Source organism: Cobetia sp. SIMBA_158 (genome assembly GCF_046566945.1).
Classification (GTDB): Bacteria; Pseudomonadota; Gammaproteobacteria; order Pseudomonadales; family Halomonadaceae; genus Cobetia; species Cobetia amphilecti.
Genome location: NZ_JAWJYL010000807.1, coordinates 1 through 249 on the forward strand (window position 1 = coordinate 1; position 249 = coordinate 249).

The 249-nt window shown below is 43.0% G+C and carries 1 protein-coding gene; it reads right to left on the reverse strand.

Annotated features, from left to right (window positions below; all coding sequences use genetic code 11):
* On the reverse strand, window positions 1–214 hold a 214-nt coding region (locus R2R70_RS22055; RefSeq protein WP_410979205.1), incomplete at its 3' end, for a ribosome-recycling factor.
* Window positions 215–249: the final 35 nt, after the last annotated feature.

Consider the following 249-nt stretch of genomic DNA (forward strand, 5'->3'; position numbering starts at 1 on the left):
GGTCAAAAGGCTGAACCAATAAGGTACGTGAATCTTCAACGTTAACGCTTGCCACTTGGTTCAATGGTGTATCAGAACCGTAGTAGCTGACCATCACACCTGACAACATACCTGGATGCGCACGACCAGTACGAACTTTACTGAAAGTGCTTTCAAGCGCTTCCAATGTTTTTTGCATGCGTGCTTCGCCGTCTTGCTTAATCTCTTTAATCATTGTGTATCCTTATTTATCGTTACCGACAAATCTTT